The sequence below is a fragment of the Pseudomonas knackmussii B13 genome, assembly GCF_000689415.1.
GTDB lineage: Bacteria > Pseudomonadota > Gammaproteobacteria > Pseudomonadales > Pseudomonadaceae > Pseudomonas > Pseudomonas knackmussii.
The window spans coordinates 5269439-5284557 of record NZ_HG322950.1; the positions used below are offsets into that span (position 1 = coordinate 5269439).

Annotated in this window: 17 protein-coding genes, 1 other RNA gene and 1 riboswitch; of the genes, 6 read left to right on the forward strand and 12 right to left on the reverse strand. The window is 64.7% G+C overall.

Going from position 1 to position 15119, the window contains the following annotated elements:
- Positions 1–32: 32 nt before the first annotated feature.
- The 6 genes from PKB_RS24625 (at position 33) to PKB_RS29375 (ending at position 7027) form a co-directional block, all read left to right on the forward strand.
- Positions 33–287: a hypothetical protein gene (locus PKB_RS24625; protein WP_043255369.1), complete on the forward strand. Its 255-nt coding sequence runs from the start codon at positions 33–35 to the stop codon at positions 285–287.
- Between the two features lie 143 nt (positions 288–430).
- Positions 431–3712 (forward strand): acetyl-CoA carboxylase family protein, encoded by a 3282-nt coding sequence (locus tag PKB_RS24630; RefSeq protein ID WP_043255370.1) that lies wholly within the window; start codon positions 431–433, stop codon positions 3710–3712.
- A 38-nt stretch (positions 3713–3750) separates the two neighbouring features.
- A riboswitch (yybP-ykoY riboswitch) is annotated at positions 3751–3927 on the forward strand.
- A 57-nt stretch (positions 3928–3984) separates the two neighbouring features.
- Positions 3985–4995: a sodium:calcium antiporter gene (locus PKB_RS24635; protein ID WP_043255372.1), complete on the forward strand. Its 1011-nt coding sequence runs from the start codon at positions 3985–3987 to the stop codon at positions 4993–4995.
- A gap of 100 nt (positions 4996–5095) precedes the next feature.
- Positions 5096–5773 carry a type 1 glutamine amidotransferase domain-containing protein gene (locus PKB_RS24640; RefSeq protein ID WP_043255374.1) on the forward strand — a complete coding sequence of 226 codons (678 nt, stop codon included), beginning with the start codon at positions 5096–5098 and terminating at the stop codon, positions 5771–5773.
- A gap of 68 nt (positions 5774–5841) precedes the next feature.
- Positions 5842–6198, forward strand: a transfer-messenger RNA (tmRNA) gene (gene ssrA / locus PKB_RS29370).
- 115 nt (positions 6199–6313) lie between these two features.
- Positions 6314–7027, forward strand: coding sequence for a DUF4145 domain-containing protein (locus PKB_RS29375; protein WP_242411194.1), 714 nt, complete (start codon positions 6314–6316; stop codon positions 7025–7027).
- A 188-nt stretch (positions 7028–7215) separates the two neighbouring features.
- Here the strand turns inward: PKB_RS29375 and PKB_RS29705 are convergent, their stop codons facing one another.
- From PKB_RS29705 to PKB_RS24700, 12 genes are all read right to left on the reverse strand, one after another.
- Positions 7216–7392 carry a hypothetical protein gene (locus tag PKB_RS29705; protein ID WP_156958070.1) on the reverse strand — a complete coding sequence of 59 codons (177 nt, stop codon included), beginning with the start codon at positions 7390–7392 and terminating at the stop codon, positions 7216–7218.
- On the reverse strand, positions 7389–8051 hold the full coding sequence (locus tag PKB_RS24650) for a hypothetical protein (RefSeq protein ID WP_043255376.1): 663 nt from the start codon (positions 8049–8051) through the stop codon (positions 7389–7391). Before PKB_RS24650 ends, PKB_RS29705 begins: the two co-directional genes overlap by 4 nt.
- A 137-nt stretch (positions 8052–8188) precedes the next feature.
- Entirely contained in the window at positions 8189–8449 is a 261-nt protein-coding gene (locus PKB_RS24655) for a hypothetical protein (protein WP_043255377.1), read from the reverse strand.
- A complete protein-coding gene (locus PKB_RS24660) occupies positions 8446–8820 on the reverse strand; it encodes a hypothetical protein (RefSeq protein WP_043255379.1) in 375 nt (124 codons plus the stop codon). Before PKB_RS24660 ends, PKB_RS24655 begins: the two co-directional genes overlap by 4 nt.
- Positions 8821–8829: 9 nt before the next feature.
- The gene (locus PKB_RS24665; RefSeq protein ID WP_043255381.1) at positions 8830–9243 is read right to left on the reverse strand and encodes a cell wall hydrolase; all 414 of its coding nucleotides are present in this window, start codon (positions 9241–9243) and stop codon (positions 8830–8832) included.
- 65 nt (positions 9244–9308) lie between these two features.
- Positions 9309–10367: a tail fiber domain-containing protein gene (locus PKB_RS24670; protein WP_043255383.1), complete on the reverse strand. Its 1059-nt coding sequence runs from the start codon at positions 10365–10367 to the stop codon at positions 9309–9311.
- 205 nt (positions 10368–10572) lie between these two features.
- Positions 10573–11088 carry a hypothetical protein gene (locus tag PKB_RS24675; RefSeq protein ID WP_043255385.1) on the reverse strand — a complete coding sequence of 172 codons (516 nt, stop codon included), beginning with the start codon at positions 11086–11088 and terminating at the stop codon, positions 10573–10575.
- Between the two features lie 3 nt (positions 11089–11091).
- Positions 11092–11625, reverse strand: a complete 534-nt coding sequence (locus tag PKB_RS24680; RefSeq protein WP_052355373.1) for a hypothetical protein — start codon at positions 11623–11625, stop codon at positions 11092–11094.
- Between the two features lie 7 nt (positions 11626–11632).
- Positions 11633–12205, reverse strand: coding sequence for a hypothetical protein (locus PKB_RS24685; RefSeq protein WP_043255387.1), 573 nt, complete (start codon positions 12203–12205; stop codon positions 11633–11635).
- A gap of 43 nt (positions 12206–12248) precedes the next feature.
- Positions 12249–12950 (reverse strand): hypothetical protein, encoded by a 702-nt coding sequence (locus tag PKB_RS24690; RefSeq protein ID WP_043255389.1) that lies wholly within the window; start codon positions 12948–12950, stop codon positions 12249–12251.
- Between the two features lie 9 nt (positions 12951–12959).
- Positions 12960–14792 carry a hypothetical protein gene (locus PKB_RS24695; protein ID WP_043255391.1) on the reverse strand — a complete coding sequence of 611 codons (1833 nt, stop codon included), beginning with the start codon at positions 14790–14792 and terminating at the stop codon, positions 12960–12962.
- A complete protein-coding gene (locus PKB_RS24700; protein ID WP_052355374.1) occupies positions 14792–15118 on the reverse strand; it encodes a hypothetical protein in 327 nt (108 codons plus the stop codon). The genes PKB_RS24695 and PKB_RS24700 overlap by 1 nt, the downstream gene beginning before the upstream one ends.
- Between the last annotated feature and the right edge of the window lies 1 nt (position 15119).

Below are 15119 nucleotides of genomic sequence, written 5' to 3' on the forward strand. Positions count from 1 at the left end.
TGGGACACGTTCAGCCCGACAGGAGAACCGCCATGAAACGAATCGCCATGATCCTCAGCCTTGCGCTGTTGGCGTCGCCGGTGTTCGCGGCCGACCTGTGCAGCGAGAACCTGCAGAAGATCGACCAGAGCATGCAGACCACGAACCGCAGCGAAACCGTCCAGGAGCAGGCCATGCGCCTGCAGGAAAAAGCCGCCCAGGCCCAACAGGCCGGCAACGACAAAGCCTGCGTCGCCATGACCGAGAAAGCCCTGCGCCTGCTCAAATCCTCTGCATCCAACAGCTGATCCAGCAGCCGCGCCCGACAGCGGGCGCGGCCCATCCATAAGCGCCGCTGAGCGGGCGTCATTCGCGAAACCCCGTTTCATTCCGGCGCCCCTCGCCCTCCCTAAGATGGAGCGATTTCCCCGTAGCCCAAGCGGAATCGCCCATGCCCATCGCCTCCCTGCTGATCGCCAACCGTGGCGAGATCGCCATCCGCATCGCCCGCGCCGCCGCCGAACTCGGCATGCGCAGCGTCGCCGTGTTCGCCGAGGACGACGCCACCTCGCTGCACACCCGCCAGGCTGACCAGGCCGTCGCCCTGCGCGGTCGTGGCGCCTCGGCCTACCTGGACATGCAGCAGCTGATCGAAGCAGCCCTTGCCGCTGGCTGCGATGCGGTGCACCCGGGCTACGGCTTCCTCTCCGAGAACGCCGAATTCGCCCGCCGCTGCGAGGCCGCCGGATTGCGCTTCGTCGGCCCCGACGCGGATGTGCTCGATCAGCTTGGCGACAAGGCCCGCGCCCGCGCGCTGGCCAGCGAACACGGCATCGCACTGGCTGCCGGAACCAACAGCGCCACCTCGCTGGAAGAGGCCGAACGCTTCTTCGCCCAGCTCCCCAGCGGCGCCCGCATGATGATCAAGGCCCTCGCCGGTGGCGGCGGACGCGGTATGCGCGCGGTACGCAAGCGCGAGGAAATCGCCGAAGCCTATGCCCGCTGCCAATCCGAGGCCCGCGCAGCCTTCGGCAACGACGCACTCTATGTCGAGCGCCTGATCGAGCGCGCACGGCACATCGAAGTGCAGGTAATCGGCGACGGCAGTGGCCGCGTGAGCCACCTGTGGGAGCGCGACTGCAGCCTGCAGCGACGCAACCAGAAACTGCTGGAGATCGCCCCCAGCCCCGGCCTGCATCCGCGCCTACGCGGGGCGATAGTCGCGGCCGCCGTGCGCCTCGCCGAAGTGGTTCACTATCGCGGACTTGGCACCTTCGAATTCCTCCTCGACGAAGACAGCGGCGACTTCCTGTTCATGGAGGCGAACCCGCGCCTGCAGGTGGAACATACGGTCACCGAGGCCGTCACCGGCATCGACCTGGTCCAGGCACAACTGCGCATCGCCGGCGGCGCCAGCCTCGCCGAACTGGGCTTGCTGCAAGCGGATATCCCAGCGCCCAAGGGCTTCGCCATCCAATTGCGGATCAACCTCGAAACCCTCACCGCCGACGGCACCCCGCAACCGGCCAGCGGCGTGCTGCACAGCTACCAGCCGCCCAGCGGCCCGGGCCTGCGCGTGGACGGCTACGGCTACCCCGGCTACCGCACCAGCGCCGGCTACGACTCGCTGCTGGCCAAGCTGATCGTCCACGCGGTTGATTATCCACAGGCGCTGCGCCGCGCTTACCGCGCACTCTGCGAGTTCCACCTCGACGGCGTGGCGAACAACATCCCGCTGCTGCTCAACCTGCTGCGCCAGCCGGAGCTGACCGACAACCAGGTGCATACCCGCTTCATCGAACAGCACCTGCCGGAGCTGCTGGCGGCTCAAGGCGAAGCCCACCCGCACCGCTGGATCGCCCAGGAGGCCAGCGTGCAGAGCCGCCAAACGGCGGACGTTCCGCCGGGCTGCGAAGCGCTGAACGCGCCGAGTGCCGGTGTGCTGGTCAGCCTGCTCGCTGCGCCCGGCGACGCCGTGGCCCAGGGCCAGGTGATCGCGGTGGTCGAGGCAATGAAGATGGAATTCGAGATCAAGGCCAGCGCCAGCGGCATCGTCCACAGCCTGGCGGCCACGCCCGGCGACAGCCTCGACGAAGGCGCGCCGCTGCTGTTCATCGAACCCGCCGAAGTGGCCGCGCACAGTGCTGAACAGAGCAGCGAACTGGACCTGGATTGCATCCGCGCCGACCTCGCCGAAGTCATCGAGCGCCACGCCATTGGCCTCGACGAGCGTCGCGCGGAAGCCATCGCCAAACGCCACGCACAAGGCAAACGCAGCGCGCGGGAAAACCTCGCCGACCTGCTCGACCCCGACAGCTTCATCGAATACGGCGCCCTCGCCATAGCCGCGCAACGCCGCCGGCGCAGCCTGGAGGAGTTGCAGGCGATCAGCCCGGCGGACGGCCTGGTCACAGGCCTGGGTAGCGTCAACGCAGCGCTGTTCGACGAAGAGGCCGCGCGCTGCCTGGCCATCGCCTACGACTACACGGTGTTCGCCGGCACCCAGGGCGTGATGAACCACAAGAAGAGCGACCGCATGCTGCAACTCGCGGAGCAGTGGCGCATCCCGCTGGTGCTCTTCGCCGAAGGCGGCGGCGGGCGCCCCGGTGACAGCGATTACCTGGGCGTCGCCGGGCTCGACTGCGCCACCTTCATGGGCATGGCGAAACTCTCCGGGCTGGTGCCGCTGGTGGGTGTGGCGTCCGGCCGCTGCTTCGCCGGCAACGCCGCTTTGCTCGGCTGCTGCGACGTGATCATCGCCACCCGTGACAGCAGCATCGGCATGGCGGGCCCGGCGATGATCGAAGGCGGCGGCCTGGGCCGCTATGCCGCCGAAGAGGTCGGGCCAAGCCACGTGCAGGGCCCGAACGGCGTGATCGACGTGCTGGTGGAAGACGAGGCCGAAGCCACCCGCATCGCCCGCCAGTACCTGTCGTACTTCCAGGGCGAACTGCGCGACTGGCAGTGCGCCGACCAGCGCCTGCTGCGCCACGCCGTGCCGGAGAACCGCCTGCGCGCCTACGACATCCGCCAGGTCATCGCCACCCTCGCCGACGAAGGCTCGGTGCTGGAACTGCGCCGCCAGTTCGCACCCGGCATGATCACCGCGCTTGTGCGCATCGAGGGCAAGCCCTTCGGCCTGATCGCCAACAACCCCGCGCACCTGGGCGGCGCCATTGACGCCGTGGCCGGCGACAAGGCCGCGCGCTTCATGCAGCTGTGCGACGCCTTCGACTTGCCGCTGCTTTCGCTGTGCGACACCCCCGGCTTCATGGTCGGCCCGGAGGCGGAGAAGCAGGGCACGGTGCGGCACGTCTCGCGCATGTTCGTCACCGCCGCGAGCCTGAGCGTGCCCTTCTTCACCGTGGTCCTGCGCAAGGGCTACGGCCTGGGCGCCATGGCCATGGCTGCCGGCAGCTTCCACGCTTCGCTGTTCACCATCGCCTGGCCCAGCGGCGAGTTCGGCGCCATGGGCCTGGAAGGTGCGGTACGCCTGGGCTACGCCAAGGAACTGGCCGCCGTGGAAGACCCGCAGGAGCGGCAGAAGCTGTTCGACAGGATGGTCGCGGCCGCCTACCGCAACGGCAAAGGCCTGAACATGGCGAGCTTCCTGGAAATCGACGACGTCATCGACCCGGCCGAGACGCGCCGCTGGCTGCTGCGCGGCCTGGCCTCGGCGCCGAAGCCGGCAAAACGCGAGGGCAAGAAGCGCCCGCTCATCGACACATGGTGAAACAAACCCTTGAGCGCGCCGGGCATTCCGCTAGAATGCCCGGCGTCATTGGGGAGTAGCCGCCCGCCCGGTCCGTCCGGCGGGGATCACGCCAACATCCTTGGCCCGCAGGCCATGGTGTGATCAGCGCAGCGCCTGGCAAGACCTTTGACCATGCAACCTCCGCAACGGCCGGGGAGGCGCATGGTCATGGGTATCACACCGGCCGGGAGTTCCACCGTGATGCACCTTTCGCACCCCGCTTCGCCTTCTCGCCACGAGGAGCGCGCCGCATGCTGACTTTCGTCCTCGAACTGCTCGGCATGCTTTTGCTGATCCTGGTTGCTGCAGAAGTCTTCACCAACGCCCTGGAACACTTCGGCGAACGCCTCGGCATCTCCGAAGGCGTCACCGGCTCGCTGTTCGCCGCCATCGGCACCGCCCTGCCGGAAACCCTTGTCCCGCTGCTGGCCCTGCTCGCCGGCACCAGCAACGTGACGGTGAACGAGGAAGTCGGCGTCGGCGCCATCCTCGGCGCACCGCTGATGCTGTCCACCCTCTCCGCCTGCCTGATGGCCTGCTTCGTCATCGGCAAGCGCGGCCTGCGCGGGCGCCTGAAACCAGAGCGCAGCGGCCTGCTGCGCGACCTGAACTTCTTCCTCCTGGCGTTCACCCTGGCGACGCTGGCAATGTTCGTACCCTCGCAGCTGCACACCTACCGCATCGGCCTGAGCGTGCTGCTGGTGCTCACCTATATCGGCTACATCACGCTGACCATCCGAGCTTCGCGTGATCTCGTGGACGATGGCCATGGCACCGAGGCCGACGGCCCCATGCTGCTGTCGCGCATCGGCCTGCCGACCAACGCCTTCACCATCGCCCTGCAGCTGGTACTTGGCCTGGCCATGCTGGTGGCCGGCGCCAAAGGCTTCATCCACGGCGTGGAAGGCCTGTCGAACCTGCTCGGAGTATCCGCCCTGCTGATCTCGTTGCTGATCATCCCGATCGCCACCGAGCTGCCGGAAAAGGTCAACAGCATCCTCTGGGTACGTCGCGGCAAGGACACCCTGGCCTTCGGCAACATCACCGGCGCCATGGTCTTCCAGGGCACCCTGCTGCCGGCCATCGGCATCCTGCTGACACCCTGGCAGCCGCGCATCGAAGTACTGACCGGCGTGCTGATCACCCTGCTCGCCGCGGTCTGGCTGCGCATCAATGCGCATCGGGACGGCATCGCCGCGTGGGTCCTGCTGGGCAACGGCGCGCTCTACGTCACCTACCTGGCGATCACCCTGTCGCACTGACCGGCGCGCCGTGCAAGGCCGTCCGCAGCGCCTAAACTGACGGGTTCCAGCCAGCGCCACGGCGCTGGCTGCCGTCATACGCTGCAAGTAAGGAGAGGCCATGAAGATCCTGGTAGTGCTCACTTCCCACGATCAGTTGGGCGACACCGGCAAGAAGACCGGATTCTGGCTGGAGGAATTCGCCGCGCCCTACTACGTGTTCAAGGACGCAGGCGCCGAACTGACCCTGGCGTCGCCCAAGGGCGGGCACCCGCCGCTCGACCCCAAGAGTGACGAACCCGACGCCCAGACTCCGGCCACCGAGCGCTTCCGCCAGGACGCCGCGGCCCAGGCCGAACTGGCCAGCACGCGCGTGCTGGCCGAGGTCAGCGAGGACGACTACGACGCCATCTTCTACCCCGGCGGCCACGGCCCGCTCTGGGACCTGGCCGAGGACCGGCACTCCATCGCCCTGATCGAAGCCTTCGCCAACGCCGGCAAGCCAGTGGCCGCGGTCTGCCACGCACCGGGCGTGCTGCGCCACGTGAAGAACGGCGACGGCAAGCCGCTGGTCGAGGGGCGCCACGTCACCGGCTTCTCCAACAGCGAGGAAGACGCGGTCGGCCTGACCCAGGTGGTGCCCTTCCTGGTCCAGGACGTGCTCAAGGCCAACGGCGGTCGCTACAGCAAGGCCGACAACTGGCAGAGCCACGTCGAAGTCGACCGCCTGCTGATCACCGGGCAGAACCCGGCCTCCTCCGAAGCCGTCGCCAACGCCCTGCTCAAGTTGCTCGGCTGAGCAGGCCGCTTCGAGTGGCTATTGCGGCGGCCTTCGCGTAGAATGGCCGCCGACCTTCCAAGGTTCGTGGGGCCGATTAGGATTCGACGCCGGTGACGAAACTTGAGGGGCATGCCGAGTAGGTGACAGTTCTCGTAAATCCGCTGCCACACTTTCATAGTTGCCAACGACGACAACTACGCTCTGGCCGCCTAAGGGCGCCAGCAGACCCTAGGGGATGCCTGTAAACCCGAAGATTAGGTCTGTCAGATAGAACAGGATCGCCGCCAAGTTCGCTGTAGACGTAACGGCTAGAACTCATACAGCTCGCTCCAAGCGCCCTGCCACTCGGGCCGCGAGGAGTTAACCTAATAGAGATGGCTAAGCATGTAGAACCGATAGCCGAGTGCTGGCGGACGGGGGTTCAAATCCCCCCGGCTCCACCAAACAACCTTTACAAATTAGGCACTTACGCTTAACGCTAAGTGCCTTTTTTGTGCCTGAATGGGCCGTTTTGGCTGGGTAATGCCAGCTTAATGACAGCATCAAGGAGTGTGCGGTATGGCGAGGTCGCAGATCAGGTCTCACTGCAACAGGTGCCAGGGCGAGACGCGCCACCGCCTGATCGAGCAAGTCGTCAGGGAATACGACAAAACGGACCAGTGGGATAACTACACCGAGTGGACTTCAACCTACCGAATGCTCGAGTGTTGCGGATGCGGCGAAATCCAAATGCGAGTCGAGTATTGGCATTCGAGTCACGAACTGGACGAAGACGACTGGGACTATTATCCACCGAGAGTCTCCCGCCGCATTCCGGATTGGTATAGCCGACTCCCAAGAGATTGGGCTGAGCTGATGCGCGAGGTCTATGGGGCCCTGGCCTCTAATAGCAGGCGGCTGGCCGTGATGGGGGCGAGGACTCTCATCGATCTTTACATGGCTGCGACGGTAGGGAACCACGGAAGCTTTGATGACCGCCTCGACCGCCTTGTGACGGAGGGGTTCTTGGCAGGCAAGAACAAAGCCACCCTTCAAGCCGCACTCGAGGCAGGAAATGCCGCTGCGCATCGAGGCCATACGCCAAATGTCCAAGACATGGGGCTGGTAATGGACATCGTAGAGAATCTACTGCACACCCATGTCTTGGAGATCGATGCAGAGAAGCTAAAGGCGAACACGCCTCCTAGACCGCCAAGGCCGGCAAAAACAGCGCCGGCGCCAAGCTCGGTCACAGAGCCAGCAGAGGAATCGCCGCCAACCCCGGATGCATAGGGGGATAGGGATTTGAACCCCATGCGGCATTCCAGGACACCCTTCAGGCCCCGTAAAGCCTAGGCCGTGGTTTTCCGCCAACGCCTAGACCTGCCGCCACTGGCAAGGCACTCCTCTGCATCGAATGGGAAACGGCAGACACAAAAAAGGCCCCTACTGGAGGGGCCTTTCGGGGATTCGTCTCAGAGTCAGGCAATCATGTGCGGCTTGTCGATTCCCAGGCGAGCACAGGCCTCTTGAAGCTTTTGGTCAGCCTCTTGGAAGCGGCGAATACGCTCCAGAGTGAAGTCTTTCCCACAGCTTGCGCCATGCTTTTTCGACTCCTCACTCTTCGCTCTGAGATCACCAGCGGCCAGACTTTTCATGCTGCGACTCCATTCAGGGATATAACGTAATCATTGTTGCCGTAGTAGGCCTCTCTGGCAAAGTGCAAGTGGTGCTTATAGATCGCACCCTCATGCTTTACCGTGGCTGCATGCACTTGCCCGAAGCCTTGAAGGGCAAGGATACGTTCGAACAAATTATCGAAGATTTCAACCTGCGCGCTCAGATTTTCACGCACTGTCTCATCTTCGAAATCTTCTATGAAGCAGTAATACTCGCCACCCTCGCCGTGCGGCCATCGAGGGCGATGGAACAGAAGCACTGTAGGCTTCAGCGGGTCGACTGATACCACTCGTCCGACCCCATCGTCCCCCTGGATCGGATCCAGTAGAAACCACAACCACAGCGTAGCTGCTGCACTCATAGCGTAGCGTCCAATCGCCAACTCAACATCCGCTTGAGTGGTACCCAAGGCCTGGATCAAGAGAACAAGCTGGCGAATCTCTCCGCCACCGTTCGCTCTGATGTAGATCAGCAGGCGTTCAGCAGGCTTGGCGTTGCGAAGCTCTTCGATAACCGGGGTCACTGTCTCAGCGTTAACCACGCCTTTCAGTTCCAAAACACGCCTGTCTGGTGTGACAACTGCGTTGATTTCGGGTTCAGCGACATTCTCCGCGCTTGCGGTCACGCCAGCATCCATGAACACCCCTTTTGGCGGATCGAAAATTGGTCGGCGATTTTACACAGCAAGTGGCCACCAGTTGATAGATTTATTATTCGAATAGCCAAAAAATCAATTCGCAAAATCTATCATTCAACCTGACGTCACGTGGAACCTCACTGGCAAGCCAGCACCGCAGCGCGCAGCTGCGCCTCATAACCCAGGCGCTGCTGCCGCTCAGCCAGCAACGCCCGCACCTTGACCTGCAGGCTATCCCCCTTCTTCAGCATCGCCGTCGCCCAACTCGGTTCCTCCACCGCCGGAGCCCGGCAAGGTACGGCGACCGGCACCTCTACGCGCACCGTGCGCGGCTCAGGCTCGACCTGGCCGGCGCACCCAGCCAACGCAACTAATCCCCACAGCACCAGCCACTTCATAGACCCAACTCCTTGTCGATGATGTCGGACGCAATCTGCGCCGGGTCACCGTCGGCGTGCTCTTGCTGCAGGCGCTGTGCCGCGGCGTAGTGCTGGTCAGCCTGCTGCTGTGCACTGGCGACAGCCTGGGTAGCCTTCGCCTGGCGCTGCTCGGCCTGGTTGGCCAGGCCTGCGATGGCGGTGTTCTGGTCGCCCACCAACGTTTCCAGATTGCCGCGGGCGGCGCGGCATGTAGTCAAGTCCTGGGCCGACTGGTCGAGCTGCGGCCGGTAGTGCCCGGCGGCCAGCCACACGCCCAGCCCGGCGCCCGCGGCTACCAGCAGCAGCACGGCAAGCACCAGGCCGGCCGCCTTCCAAGGGAAGCTCTGCATGGCTCGCTCCTACGGGACGTCACGGTAGAAGGCGTGATGGCCGATCACCGCCGTGCGCTTCGCCTGCGCGGCCCAGGCTGGCGGCTTGGCCATGGTGGTGGCGTAGTAGTGTGTGGCCCCTCCGGTCGGGTCTGCCTGACTGCCGCTGATCACCGCCACAGCAGCTTCGCGGGCACGCATGTACTCGCCAGCCGGGATCTGATTCGCGCCGGATAGGTAGAGGTAGTTCGGGTCGTTCTTGTTCCAGCAGCTGAACTGCCAGGGCGCCTGGCAGACGCTGACGATGTCCTTCCCCCACCAGCCGGGCTTCGCCGCGCGGTTCCGGATCGTCCAGCCGACAGCGACCATGCCGGCCGCCCCTTCGCCGCGCGCTTCGCCCCACAGCGTCCGCGCCAGCACATCAACATCACGGTCTTGGCCCATGGTTTCCTCCGGGCATGAAAAAGCCCGCCAGGTGGCGGGCTCAGTTGCTGGGATGGTGGATTGATTCAGGCGCCCTGGAGGGCGCGTAGTGCCGCCTTCGTTTCGTCGAGCTCCCGGCGCATCTTCTGCAGCATGGCGACCATGTCAGCGATCATGAACGAGGCGTCCATGCCCTGGTACACCGGGACTTCCTCGGTGAACGACCAGGCCGCGTCTTCGCCGTATGGGGTAAGGTCTGCCGGTTCTTCCACGCGCTCGGCGAGCAGGGTGTAGTTCGCCGCGCGGATATTACCGACGCGCTGGACCTGGTCCTTCGTGCCGGTGGCCACGTCGGGGTCTACCGCCTGCGCCTCGTGGGCGATGAAACCCTTACCCGGCTGGCCGTTGGATTTCCATATCCAGGTGGCAGGACGGTAGGCCAGCACCCGCGCTTCGGCCGCTTGGGGGTCGATATCAGCGACCTGGTCCTTGAGCCGGTAATCGGAGCTGGTGTTGTACGCAGTGGTGGTGCCGTTGGTGGTTATCGTACCTACCGTAGTCGCACCGTTGCTGATGAATGTTTCCAACGTCTGGTTGCCGGAGGCCACCCCGAGGCGCAGCGGCCCGGAGCCAGTGGCGTAGGCTGACAGCGTGCCCGCAGCACCGCGGTACATTCCGACGGTCTGTGTGCCGATAGGATCGCTAGAGCTGCTGCCTACGTACCAACCTCCTGATGGATCGAAGCGCATCCGTTCAGTGTTCGCCGTACCAAAAAGCAGTGGCAGCTGAGTGCCCGTACCAGTGGCGTTGACCATTATCTGAACGTAGACGCCGTTGTTCTGCAGGATGCCGATCGAGGTGTTCTCCGGATCAGTCGCACCGAACAACTGCATGCCGCTGATGCTAGATGTACCGTTGGGCAATACCGGCAGCATGGTCTGCCCGTTGGTCACGTTGCTCTGGAACCAGGTGCGGTTGGCCACCGACCCAGCAGGGGAGGAAAAATCCCCTGTGATCCGCCGGCCGCTGCCGCTGAAGTTCAGGTTGCCCGGGTGCTGCATCGTTTCGCCCGGCTGGTACTCGGCAATCGCCGTCACTGCCGAGCCGGTGTAAGACAGGCGCACCGGAATGAAGGTATCAGCCATTGAGGGTCACCGGGAGCGTGGTTGATGTTCCGCTGCTGAGAAGAATCGGCAGGCTGTAGGTTGCCGACAGGTCCAGCGATGTAGCGACTCCACTGCTGAGCAAGACGGGAAAGTAGGCGGGGATGCCGGCGACAGAGTCGCCGGCAGGCAGTTCGCGCGAGTACCCCGACACCTGCACGAGAGGTCGGCGGACGGTCATAGCCGGTTACGCCAAGATGACCGGCTGTCCCAGTTCGACGTTCACCGAAGTGGCCGCCACCGCAACTCCGACCTTCTGCTGGATGTTGCCCGTGGCAGTTGGTGGCGTTGCCACGCCCTTGCCGGGAGTCGACGCGCTGAGCCAGACATCACCAGGGGTCATTCCGCTGACTTGGGTGTTGGTGCCCTCGAAGTACACGGTCGCGGCGGCGGCGGAAGCCACAGCAGCCAGGACAAAGCCGTGCGCCTGCTTGGCGACGCCCCCCGAGGCATCGGCCTTACGCACAGCGAAGGCGGAGGCGTTTGACCACACGTTGACGTAGTCCCCGGCCGCCAGCGCCTCACTCGCAGTGATCACTGCGGTATCAGCGCCCAAGCCGACCGGCATCATCGAGGTGTCGAGTCGGCCGCTGGCGTCCAGCGCCGGGATGTCCCCTGCGTTCGCGACACCGGCGGAGGTTTGGGTGGCAACCACTTCTTGCAGGTTGCCGTTATTGTTCGTCAGGTACTTGTCACCAGCCATCTATCAAGCCTCCAGCGTGATCGCCACGCCCATGTCGAGAAAGAGAGTCGTCGCGTTCATGGCGAATCCGACGACCAGGGAAAACGCCGCGTCCTGCGGCAGGGATTGGGTAACCTGGCCGGCATGCCCGAGGAACACCGGGCCACTGCTCCAGGCCCAGCCCTCAAACATCACCTCGCCAGAGCGCTGGATGTTCACCGGCGCTCCGGCATCCGCTGCTCCCAGCGTCAGGCCGAGCGTGTTGCTCCGGCTGTCCAGCGCGCCGCAGTCGGCGTAATCAACCGCGACGCCGTCGGGGGAGAAAACCAGCCGGTGACCGCTCAGCGGGACGGCGGCGACCTTCTGTAACGCACTCCCGCCCGCCGGACCCGGATTACCTTGCGGCCCTGGCGGCCCCTGCTCACCAGCAGTGACCACCAGCAGTTCCGCGCCTGCGGTGACCGTCACCGCGTATTCGTTGATCTGTTCGAGCACAAGCGGGGGCATGTCGCTCTCGACCGCCACCGCCCAAGGCTCGATCTGCTCCGCATCGCTCATGCTGTCCTCACTGCTCGACGGTCACCTGGCCGCGGAAGAACCGCGACACCGTGCCGTCGGGGAAGGTGATATCCAGGTGATACCAGCCGGAAGTCCAGGTGAGCGCCGCGGTGTCGGCGGCAGGAATCTCGACCACCAGCGTTCCGGGCGCACCTGGGCTGATGCCATCACCACTGGAGAGCGTCAGCAGAAGCGCGCCGCCCTCCTCCCGCTCGCGGATCTCCAGGCTGGCCGTGGCGCCGGTCAGGTCTACCGGCGACTGGTAGATCAGCTGGCCGCCGGCTGGGTTGAGGCCGACGCCGCTCAGCGCGTTGATCTCCAGCGTGTCGGCGTCGATCACCTCCACACGGTGTGCAGGCTGCCGGCCAGGCTCGCGGTTGAGGTTCGGGAATCCGCTCGCCCCGGCGATCCACGCCAACCAGTCGCCGTCCAGGCCGTGGCCGGGGGCGGTGAGGCGGAGCGGTGCTGTGGGGGCAATAGCCGAGATCGCTCGGTATTCCCGGCGCGGCTGCATGAAACGCCGGGTGTCGCGGTAGGTCGCGCCGCGAGCGATGCACATGGGCACGCGAGCTGCCTGCATGGGGTTCTCCCGTCAGAAATGAAGACCCCGCCAGGTGGCGGGGTCAGAAGGTGGTCAGGCCGGCGTAGTTCTCGATTCGGATGATCGGCTCGCCGTGCTGCAGGTACTCGATGATGTAGCCGCCGATCGGCGACTCTGGGATCGTCAGCGTGAAGTCGCCGTCCTCATTGGTCCCGGTCGTGCCGGCCGGCACATCGAAGTGGGCGGAGCTGACGCCCGGCATGAAGAGCACCAGCGGGCCGGTGCTTGTCGGCCAGAGTTCGATCCGATGACCGGGGAAAGGCGTCTCGCCAGGGGTATAGCCATACCCATTGACCGACAGGGTCAGAATCTCCGCCTCCGGCGGGTACCAGGCCCACGCACTCTGGAAGTTCTCCGGCCCGGCGATCGTCAGCAAGGCAGCCTCGCACTCCTGCACCAGAACCCGAGTGCTCTCGAAGTGCCCCATCGCTTCGGCGGTGACATTGCAACTGCAAATCGAGCCGGCGGGCCAGTCGAGCTGGCTGCCGCCTTCATAGGCGCGCCGCAGGGGCTGGAAAATCGTCCCGTTCGGTTGGTAGCGGATAACCTCGCACGCGCCCGTGCCATCGGCGCTTGACAGGGTCAGCAGCACATAGTCGTTCTTGCCGGGAAGCAGGGCGGCCAGCGCATCGAGGGCGGCCTGCGCCAATGGCAGGACGCTGTACTCGTCCGACGGTAGCGCGCCCACGAGAGGCTCGCTGAAGTTGTTCAGCCAGTACTGCATGGTGACTCCTTAAATCCAGGTCCCGCGGGCGCGGTTCGTTGGGCTCCAGTCGAGGTCGACATTGAGCGCATGCGTGATGGGGTGATAACTGGCCGTGAGGCGCGTTCGGTCGACGTTGTCGGTTGCGGTGCGCGGGTTTACCCAGGCCGAGCCAACGGTGGCCACCGCCTTTTTCGACTTAGCCCACACCGGCGTAGATGCCGAACTGTCCTCAAAGCGTTCCACCCGCAGGGCGGAGGCGTGATTGCAAAGCCGGATGACGTTGCAGTCGAAGCGCAAATACGGCTCCTCTGCGCGCATCACGACGGACATTCCCACCCGCTGCACCGGGAGGGGATCGCCGCCGACATTGGCGTACCCATGGCCATGGAGATCAAGCGTGCTCAGCACCTCTCCGTCGTAGGTCACCGTCATCGGATTGCTCCAATGGTCGCCAGACGGAATCGTGTTGAACGAGTCGGGACCGCCGATCATGTAGCGCGCGGTCGCCCCGACCGGCGAAAAGACCAGGTCGGTGAAGCCATCCAGAGTGGCGTCGTTGACGCTCAAGGATACCGAGTAGGCGTAGCTGACATTAACCGGAGCCGTGAACTCGCAGCGTGAGAACTCCTCACCATCGCGCTTATGGATCATCCGCTCGGTGTAGCTGCCCGAAGCGTTGAGCGTAAGGGCTACGGTGACCGTACCACTGCGCGACCCGGTTACCGCCGACCCAGTGACCAGCTTATAGCTGCCGCTGTAGGTCATCTCCGGCGTGTTGTAGGTCATCTGGGAGTCCTGCTCCCAGTCGATGGTCGTCCGCACCAGGTTGTTGTTCTCGTCGAACACCACCGACACCAGGCGATTCTTCAGGTATGCCTGGCCCTGGACGGTGCCGATCGAGAAGTAAAACGTCGTCGTGGAATAGCCGTACTGCCAGTCTGGGTCGCCAACCTGAAGCACCGAGAACGGGGTCGGCTCATAGATGGCTTCCCCGTGTAGCAGGTTGCCGCCGGCATCGCGTTCTTCGACCAGCACCGTGCCTTTGAATTGAGGTCGGATGCGCCAGTTATTCGGTACCGAGCCAATCAACTGATTGTGGCGATCACCGAACGTCTCAATGCGCGTGTGCAGAACCGACAGCGCGACCGTGAAGTTCGGGCCGTTTCCTACCAGGTCGAGCTGCAGAAACCCATAGGGCAGATCGCGGATATCCGCCGGCAGCGTGCGGTTCGGCATCAGCGCGATAACCACCGAGCGCCCATGACTGGCGATACTCGAAATCCGCATGGCCAGCATCGAGCCGTTCGGCGCCACCAGGTCGGGCGGATTCTCCTGGCCGAGCGAGCCAAGGATGCCGCCAATCGACACGGGCGCATCGACCGGGTCGCCGACGTAGCCGAACGGCGTGACGTCGAAGCTGAGACTCAGCGAACCGCCGGCAGCGACGCTGCCATAGCGCAGGCTGGGCGTACCGGTTGGCTTCACCAGCCAGCGCTTCCCTGCCGGGTCAATGCAGATCCAGCCCTTCAGGGCCTGGCCCGCGAGAGCCTGAGTCGATCCGGAGAGCAGCGCATAGTCCTGCCACACGCGCCCTTCCTGCAGCTCGTCGGCGGCCTCCTCCTCGGTGATGTCCAACTCGGCGACGCCGGGCACCTTTACCAAGTGCACATTGCCCTGGTCCTCGTTTGGAATGCCCACGGCCGCGTCAACCAGCGAGGTCGCGATATCGGCTGGCAGGGCGAACTGAAGCCCCGAGGCCTTGTAGACCGGAGAGGTACCGCCAATCAGGGCCAGTCCATGTATGGCATGCCCCCACCAGCGGACCTGGCCGAGGTCCAGGATGTTGATCTCGTCGTTCATTAGGTCTCCGGCTCGGCGTAGATCATCAACACCTCGGCGCCGTTGGAGTCGTGGAAAGTCACCTGCTGGATCGGCTTCACCCGGAACGACCAGAGGCCGTCTGAGCTCTGCAGGGTCTGCTCGGCGTAGTAGGTGCGCGCCGCGACCTCCACAATCGGGCTGGCGATCCCGCCGCCGGTGCCGGTGGACGCCGGGTCCTGCCAGTCACCGCGCCCCTTCGTCGCCGGTCGGGAGCCCTTGGCTTCGAGCGGCGACAAGCTGCGCCCCTGCCGATCCTGGGCCTGCAGACTGTTGAGGTCGGTCTTCAGCTGGTTGATACCGGCCATC